This is a genomic window from Streptomyces sp. NPDC056503 (assembly GCF_042794995.1).
In the GTDB taxonomy this organism is placed as follows: domain Bacteria; phylum Actinomycetota; class Actinomycetes; order Streptomycetales; family Streptomycetaceae; genus Streptomyces.
In genome coordinates, this window is record NZ_JBHTST010000215.1 from 1 (window position 1) to 8,105 (window position 8,105).

General features: G+C 74.9%; 7 protein-coding genes. 5 read left to right on the top strand and 2 right to left on the bottom strand.

All coding sequences use genetic code 11. From position 1 onward, the window contains the following. Window positions 1-309: 309 nt before the first annotated feature. A complete protein-coding gene (locus ACFQ8C_RS35630) occupies window positions 310-1,566 on the bottom strand; it encodes an ROK family protein (protein ID WP_383465918.1) in 1,257 nt (418 codons plus the stop codon). A 189-nt stretch (window positions 1,567-1,755) separates the two neighbouring features. Between ACFQ8C_RS35630 and ACFQ8C_RS35635 the strand changes: the two genes are divergently transcribed. Genes ACFQ8C_RS35635 through dgoD form a run of 5 tightly spaced genes read left to right on the top strand, consistent with a single transcriptional unit; the run spans window position 1,756 to window position 6,231 of the window. Next, a complete protein-coding gene (locus ACFQ8C_RS35635; protein WP_383465920.1) occupies window positions 1,756-2,661 on the top strand; it encodes an SMP-30/gluconolactonase/LRE family protein in 906 nt (301 codons plus the stop codon). 19 nt (window positions 2,662-2,680) lie between these two features. Then, window positions 2,681-3,322 (top strand): bifunctional 4-hydroxy-2-oxoglutarate aldolase/2-dehydro-3-deoxy-phosphogluconate aldolase, encoded by a 642-nt coding sequence (locus ACFQ8C_RS35640; protein WP_383465922.1) that lies wholly within the window; start codon window positions 2,681-2,683, stop codon window positions 3,320-3,322. Next, window positions 3,319-4,299: a sugar kinase gene (locus ACFQ8C_RS35645; RefSeq protein ID WP_383465924.1), complete on the top strand. Its 981-nt coding sequence runs from the start codon at window positions 3,319-3,321 to the stop codon at window positions 4,297-4,299. Before ACFQ8C_RS35640 ends, ACFQ8C_RS35645 begins: the two co-directional genes overlap by 4 nt. Window positions 4,300-4,322: 23 nt before the next feature. Continuing rightward, entirely contained in the window at window positions 4,323-5,075 is a 753-nt protein-coding gene (locus tag ACFQ8C_RS35650; RefSeq protein ID WP_383465926.1) for an SDR family NAD(P)-dependent oxidoreductase, read from the top strand. Window positions 5,076-5,085: 10 nt separating this feature from the next. Continuing rightward, on the top strand, window positions 5,086-6,231 hold the full coding sequence (gene dgoD, locus ACFQ8C_RS35655) for a galactonate dehydratase (protein WP_383465928.1): 1,146 nt from the start codon (window positions 5,086-5,088) through the stop codon (window positions 6,229-6,231). A gap of 75 nt (window positions 6,232-6,306) precedes the next feature. On the opposite strand, the gene ACFQ8C_RS35660 is transcribed toward dgoD, so the two are convergent. Continuing rightward, window positions 6,307-7,887: an arabinogalactan endo-beta-1,4-galactanase gene (locus tag ACFQ8C_RS35660; protein ID WP_383465930.1), complete on the bottom strand. Its 1,581-nt coding sequence runs from the start codon at window positions 7,885-7,887 to the stop codon at window positions 6,307-6,309. Between the last annotated feature and the right edge of the window lie 218 nt (window positions 7,888-8,105).

An 8,105-nucleotide genomic window follows, 5' to 3' on the forward strand; every position in this document is an offset into this window, starting at 1 on the left:
CGTCCCCCCGGCCCCGGCCCGCGCCGGGGCGCGCCCCCCGGCACCGACGCGCGCCCGCTCGCCCGCGCCCGCCCGCGCGGCACCGCACCCGCCCGCGCCGGCCCACACCCGGGCCTCTCCACCACCGACACCGGCGCCACCACCGGCGCCGACGTCGACGTCGGCCCGTACCTGTACCCGTACCCGTACCCGGGCCCGTACCCGTACCCGTACCCGTGCCCGGGTCCGTGCCCGGGTCCGTCCGCCGACGTCGGCCCGCGCCCGTACCCGTGCCCGGGTCCGTCCGCCGACGTCGGCCCGCGCCCGGGCTCAGCCACCCGCGCCCCCGCCGCTCTTCGCGGCCTTGCGCATGCGGCTGACCGGGCCGAAGACCTCCCGGTCGTCGAGGAAGCCCTCCAGGGCGAAGGTCGCCGCGCCCCGGGTCACCGCGTTGTGCGGGACGGCGCTGCGCCGCAGGGTCGCCGCCCGGTGCGGCAGCGCCAGCGCGTGCCGGCCCACCGCCTCGTACGCGGCCGGGAGCAGCCGCTCCCCGAGCAGGTCGACGACCTGGTTGCCGACCACGACGACCTGCGGGTTCACCAGGTTCACCAGATTGGCGACGGCGGCGCCGAGATACCGCGCCGTGCGGTCCACCACGGCGGCGGCCACCGGATCGCCCGCGTCGGCCGCGCGGGCCAGCGCCGCGACCGTCGCCGCGTCGTCGGGGCCGGCCGCCCGCTCGTCGCCCGGGGCGAGTTCGCGCCAGGTCGCGGCGATCCCGCGCAGCGACACGTACGCCTCGACGCAGCCCCGGTTGCCGCAGGTGCAGAGGCGTCCGTCGAGGGCGAGGCAGGTGTGGCCCCACTCGCCCGCGCTGTTGGTGAAGCCCCGGTACAGCTGCCCGCCGATCGCGATGCCCGCCCCGACGCCGGCCCGGAGCGTCAGCACCACCAGGTCCTCGACCTCGCGGCCCGCGCCGAACCACATCTCCGCGACCGTGCTGGCCCGCAGCGGGTTGTCCAGCCACAGCGGCAGCCCGAGCCGTTCGTCGAGCAGGGCCCGCAGCGGCACCTCGTGCCAGGACCAGTACGGGGAGAACGACGACACGCCGCCCTCGCGTTCGACCATGCCCGGCACGCTCACCCCCGCGCCGAGGACCCGCGACCGGTCGGTCCCGGAGGCGGCGAGCAGCTCCTCCACCGCCCCGGCGACCGCGTCGACGACGTCGGCGGGCCGGACGTCCCCCGGCGGCAGGGGCCGCTCCACGGAGTGCCGGACCGTCAGGGCCAGGTCGAACAGCTCGGCGTGGACCGAGGTCTCGGCGATGTCGACGCCGATCAGCGCGCCCCGCTCCGCGTTCACGGCGAGCCGCGCGCGCGGCCGCCCGCCGCCGGACTCCTCGTGCCCGGCCTCGACGAGGACGCCGGCCTCCAGGAGCTCGGCGGTGAGGTTGGCGACCGTGGCGAAGGAGAGGCCCGTGGCGGCGGCGACGTCCTGCCGGCTCATCGCGCCCGGGCCCGCGTAGACCCGGCGCAGCACCTCGAAGCGGTTGAGGCGGCGAATGTCCTGCGAGGTGCGCCTGATCATCCCTGCTGTCCTCCGTCGGTGCGCTGTCGTCCCCCGGATCTTATTCGAAGGGTTGGAAGAAGAAAGGCAGGGGTTATTTACAACCGTTAGACGAAGCCGTAGTTTTTCTCTAGCCGACACGGCGCCGCTCCCGTCACCCCCCACGGCGCCACCCGGCCGCCACCCACCCGTCACCCAGGAGGAGACGCGATGCTCCAGCTCAGGGCCGTGCCCTGCACCCCCGCTCCCGGCCGCCTGCCCGAGGGCCCCGTCTGGGACGCCGCCCGCCAGGAGCTCCTCTGGGTCGACATCACCGAGGGCCTCGTCCACCGCGCCGCCCTCACCCGCGAGGACGGCCGCACCGACGTCGTGCCCACCGCCGTCCTCCGCTTCGACCGCCCCGTCGGCGCGGCCGTCCCCTGCGCCTCCGGGGCCCTCCTCGCCGCCACCGGCACCGCCTTCGTCCGCCTGGAGGACGGCCGGCCCCCGGCCGAGGCCGTCGAGCTCGCCGCCCCCGCCCTCCCCGACGACGGCGTCCCGCGCCGGATGAACGACGCCGCCGTCGACCCCGCCGGGCGCCTCCTCGGCGGCACCATGGCCTTCGACGAGCGGCCCGGCGCCGGCGCCCTCTACCGCCTCGACGGCGACGGCCTCACCACCCTCGTCGACCCCGTCACCATCTCCAACGGCCTCGGCTGGAGCCCCGACGGCACCCTCCTCTACTACGCCGACAGCCCCACCCGCCGCGTCGACGTCTTCGACTACGACCCCGTCACCGGCGCCCTCTCCGGCCGCCGCCCCTTCGCCGCCCTCGACAGCGGCTACCCCGACGGCCTCACCGTCGACGCCGAGGGCAACGTCTGGGTCGCCGTCTGGGGCGGCGGCGAAGTCCTCGCCTTCACCCCCCGAGGCGTCCTCCACGCGCGCGTGGAGCTGCCCGCCTCCCACGTGACCAGCTGTGCCTTCGCCGGTCCCGACCTCGACGTCCTCGTCATCACCACGGCCACCCACAACCTTCCCGAGGAACGCCGCCGCGCCGAACCCGACGCCGGCCGTCTCTTCGTCTGCCGCCCGGGCGTCACGGGCCTGCCCGCCACCCCGTACGCCGACCGCTGACCCCTCCGAGGAACCCACCATGACCAGCCCGTACGAGGGGCTCCGCGCCGCCCTGGCCGCCGCCCCCGTCATCGCGATCCTCCGCTCCTCCTCCGCCACCCGCTTCGCCGAGGTCACCGACACCCTCCTCGCCTCCGGCGTCCGCGCCGCCGAGTTCACGCTCACCACCCCCGGGGTGCTCGACGCGCTCCGCGAGTACGCCGCCGACGCCCCGCCCGGCCTCGCCCTCGGCGCGGGCACGGTCACCACCCCCGCCGACGCCCAGGCCGCCGTCGAAGCCGGCGCCACCTACCTGATCACCCCCGCCACCTGCACCGACGTCATCGCCGAGGCCGTCCGCCTCGACGTGCCGGTGCTGCCCGGCGCGTACACCCCGACCGAGATCCTCACGGCCTGGCGGGCCGGCGCGACCATGGTCAAGCTCTTCCCCGCCGCCACCGGCGGCCCCGCGTACCTGAAGGCCGTCCGCGCCCCGCTCCCCGACGTCCCGCTCGTCCCCACCGGCGGCATCGGCGCCGCCGACGCCCCCGCCTACCTCGCCGCCGGCGCCACCGCCCTCGGCATCGGCGGCCCGCTCGTCGGCGACGCCTGCGAGGGAGGCTCCCTCGCGGCCCTGACCGAGCGGGCGGCGGCCTTCCTGGACGGGATACGACCCCGATGAGCGACGCCCAGGGGAACACCACCCAGGGGAACACCACCCCCGCCCTCGTCACCCTCGGCGAGGTCATGGCCGTCGCCGCCGCCACCGGCCCCGGGCCGTTCGCCAACGGCGCCCCGCTGCGGCTCGGCTGGGCCGGCGCCGAGGCCACCGTCGCCGTCGGCGTCAGCCGGCTCGGCCACCCGACCGCCTGGACCGGCCGCGTCGGCGACGACGCCGCCGGCGCGATGATCCTCGCCGGACTGCGCGCCGAGGGCGTCGACGTCTCCGGCGCCCGCACCGACCCCGACGCCCCCACCGGCCTGATGCTCCGCGAACGCAGGACCGCCGACCGGCTCCGCGTCACCTACTACCGGGCCGGACTCGCCGGCTCCCGCCTCGCCCCCGGCGACCTCGACGAGGGCCGGATCACCGGTGCCCGGATCCTCCACGTCACCGGCATCACCCCGGCGCTGAGCGCCACCGCCCGCGCCGCCGTCGAGCACGCCGTCCGCCTCGCGCACGGCGCCGGCGTCACCGTCTCCCTCGACGTCAACCACCGCGAGCGCCTGTGGGGCCGCGCCGAGGCCGCCGAGACGCTCGGCCGCCTCCTCCCCTACACCGGCCTGGTCTTCGCCGGCCCCGAGGAGGCCGCCCTCCTCGTCCCCGAGGACGAGCCCGAGGAGATGGCCCGCGCCCTCACCCGGCTCGGCCCCACCGAGGCCGTCGTCAAGCTCGGCGCCGACGGCGCCCTCGCGGTCACCGCCGACGGCACCCACCACCAGGCCGCCGTCCCCGTCACCGCCGTCGACCCCGTCGGCGCCGGCGACGCCTTCGTCTCCGGCTACCTCGCCGCCCGCCTCGACGGCTCCCCGGTCCCCGAGCGCCTCCGGCTCGCCGCCCTCTGCGGAGCCTTCGCCGTCTCCGTCCCCGGCGACTGGGAGGGCATCCCGCACCGCACCGAACTCGGCCTGCTGGCCGCCCAGGACATCACCCGCTGACCTCCCCCGATAAGGCCCCTCCCATGAACCGTTTCTCCGGGCAGACCGCCGTCGTCACCGGCGCCGCCTCCGGAATCGGCGCGGCCAGCGCCGCCCGGCTCGCCCGCGAAGGCGCCGCCGTCGTCGTCGCCGACATCGCCGCACCCGCCGGCGAGGCCGTCGCCGCCCGCATCCGCGAGGAGGGAGGCCGCGCCGCGTACATCCGCTGCGACGTCTCCTCCGAAGCCGACTGGACCGCCCTCCGCGAGGAGACCCACGAGCGCTTCGGCCGCGTCTCCGTCCTCCACAGCAACGCCTTCACCCACACCGCGGCCGCCGCCCACGAACTCCCCGTCGACTCCTGGGACCGCGAACTCGCCGTCAACCTCCGCGCCCTCTACCTCGCCGCCCGCACCTTCCTCGACGACCTGCGCGCCGAGGGCGGCAGCGTCGTCGCCACCTCCAGCGTCCACGCCGACTTCGGCCTCCCCGGATACCCCGCCTACGCGGCCTCCAAGGGCGGCATGTGCGCGCTGATCCGCCAGTTCGCCGTCGAGTACGGCCCCGACGTGCGCTTCAACTCGGTGCTCCCCGGCCCGATCCTCACCGACGTCTGGAACGACGTCGACGAGGAGGGCCGCCGGCTCTCCGCCGGTGCCACCGCCCTCGCCCGCCTCGGCCGCCCCGAGGAAGTCGCCTCCGCCGTCGCCTTCCTCGCCTCCGCCGAAGCGACCTACATCACCGGCACGAACCTGGTCGTCGACGGCGGCTGGACCGTGAAGAAGGACTCGAAGTGAAGGACCACCAGTGAAGATCACCTCCCTGCGCACCTACCTCGTCGCCCCCCGCTGGTGCTTCCTGCGGATCGACACCGACGAGGGCGTCACCGGCTGGGGCGAGCCCGTCGTCGAAGGCCGCGCCCACACCGTCGCCGCCGCCGTCGACGAACTCTCCGACTACCTGATCGGCCAGGACCCGATGCGGATCGAGGACCACTGGCAGGTCCTCACCAAGGGCGGCTTCTACCGGGGCGGCCCGGTCCTCTCCAGCGCCGTCGCCGGCATCGACCAGGCCCTGTGGGACATCAAGGGCAAGGCCCTCGGCGTCCCCGTCTGGCAGCTCCTCGGCGGCAACGTCCGCGACCGCGTCCGCGTCTACAGCTGGATCGGCGGCGACCGCCCCGACGAGGTCGCCTCCGAGGCCGTCGCCCGGCAGCGCGAGGGCTTCACCGCGATCAAGATGAACGCCTCCGCCCAGCTCCGGCTCATCGACACCCCCGCCGCCACCCAGGCGATCGTCGACCGGGTCGCCTCCATCCGCGAGGCCGTCGGCGACGAGTTCGACATCGCCATCGACTTCCACGGCCGGCTCACCGCCCCCATGGCCCGCCGGGTCCTGCCGCTCCTGGAGCCGTACCTCCCCTTCTTCGTGGAGGAACCGGTCGTCCCCGAGCTGAGCGACCACATCGGCGAGATCGTCCGCTCCACCTCCATCCCCATCGCCACCGGCGAACGCCTCTACTCCCGCTGGGACTTCAAGAAGGTCCTCGGCCAGGGCATCGCCGTCGCCCAGCCGGACCTCTCGCACGCCGGCGGCATCTCCGAGACCCGCCGGATCGCCGCGATGGCGGAGGCGTACGACGTCTCCCTCGCCCCGCACTGCCCGCTCGGCCCCATCGCGCTCGCCTCCTGCCTCCAGGTCGGCTTCGCCACGCCCAACCTGCTCATCCAGGAGCAGAGCCTGGGCATCCACTACAACACCGGCTCCGACCTCCTCGACTACCTCGTCGACCCCTCGGTCTTCCGGTACGAGGACGGGCACGTGGCCCTCCCCACCGGCCCCGGCCTCGGCATCGAGGTCGACGCCAAGGAGGTGGAGCGGGCCGCCGAGACCGGCCACCGCTGGCGCAACCCGGCCTGGCGCCGCGACGACGGCTCCCTGGCCGAGTGGTAGTCCCGGACACGGGAAAGGGCCGGATCCCCTCGGGGATCCGGCCCTTCACGGTCTACCGGGTCGACGGCCCACCGGTCAGCGGTGCGAGAACCAGCTCGCCGCCGGCAGCAGCCTGCTGTCGTAGTCGAACAGCGCCTGGTTCTCCCAGCCGTTGCCCGACGCCGGGTCCGCCGGGTCCCAGCCGTTGCCCGTCACGGCGGTCCAGGCCGGCTCCCAGTAGACGACGCCGAGGCCACGGCCGCCCGGGACGGCCTCCACCACGTTCATCACGTCACGGAGCCACGCCGACTGGCCGGCCGGGGTAGCCGGGTAGCCGGCGACCAGCTCCGAGGAGAGGTCGATGATGTTCTCGTGCGCGTCCTCGCTGTCCAGGCGGAACGGGTACGCCGTCTCGACGACCATCACCTTCTTGCCGTAACGGGCCGAGACGTCGTCCAGGTTGGTCTGGAGCGAGGACAGCGCCCCGTGCCAGTAGCCGTAGAAGGACAGCGCGATCACGTCGTAACTCACGCCCTGCGCGGCCGCGTTGTCGAACCAGGTGCGGTAGAGCACGTTGTCGCCGCCGTTCGCGAGGTGCAGCGCGATCTGGGTCGACGACGAGACCGCCTTCGCCGCCGAGATGCCGGAGTTCAGCAGCCCCGCGAGCTGCGACCAGTTGCTCGTGGAGCCCTCGGGCCACAGCATGCCGGTGTTGATCTCGTTGCCGATCTGCACCATGTCGGCCGTGGTCCCCTGCGCCTTCAGCGCGTTCAGGACGTCGTACGTGTGGTCGTACACGTCCGTCTTCAGCTGGCCGTACGAGTGCCCGGCCCACGCGGCGGGCTTGCTCTGGGCACCCGGGTCCGCCCAGATGTCCGAGTAGTGGAAGTCCACGAGCAGCTTCATGCCCTGCGCCTTGATGCGCTGGGCGGTGGCGAGCACCCGCGCCTTGTCGTTGTAGCCGTCGGCGGGGTTCACCCAGACCTTCAGGCGCCCGTAGTTGGCGCCCGCGCCCTTGAGGAGCGCGACCGGGTCACCGGTCGTCCCGGCGGCGTTCTTGTAGGTGCCGCCCAGGTCCTGGCTCTTCTTCAGCGCGGACAGGTCCACGCCCTTCACGGTCAGCCCGGTGGAGCCGGAGGTGAAGGTCAGGTCGTCGACGTTGAGCCAGTTGCCCGCGTTGGCGTCGGAGTTGACGCTGATCGTGCAGCCGCCGCCGACCACCTTGACCGAGGTGACGACCCGTATCCAGGAGCCGGCCGTCACCGGCAGGTCGGTGCGCTGCTCGGCGGAGCCGCAGTTGCGCAGGGCGAGGTAGGCGGAGTTCTGGCCGCCGCCCGAGCGCACCCAGGCGCTCAGCGTGTACGTGCCGTCGGTGAGCCCGCTGAGGTACTGGTACGTCTCCACCTTGTACGCGGACGACGACCAGTGCGAGAGGCGGTAGCCGCCGCTGTGGCCGCCGGCCTCGGCGAAGGACGCAGCGTTCTGCCCGGCGGCCGAGTAGGTCGACCAGCCGGACGGCGTGGCCGTACCGGTGCCGTCGGCCTCGAAGCCGGTGTTGGTGAGCGTGCTCGCGGCCACGGCCTGCTGCGCGGGCAGCGGGGCGAGGAGCAGCCCCGCGCCGAGCGCGGTGGCGAGCGCGGCGGAGCGGAGCCGGAAACGGCCTCTGATGGTGCGCATCGTCGAGTCCCTTCGACGGTGACGGATGGGGGAGTGGTGGTGCGGTGGCGCTGTTCCTCGGGGACGGGGATCCGGGTGGTACGGCTCACCCGGGGGCGGCGCGGCGGATGCGGGCCGCCCCCGGGGAGATCGGGGGCCCGGCGCGCGAGAGCGGCCGGGGCTTGCGGGGGGTCTCAAGCTTGTGGGGGGGGTGGGGGGCGGTGCCGGCGGGGGCTCAG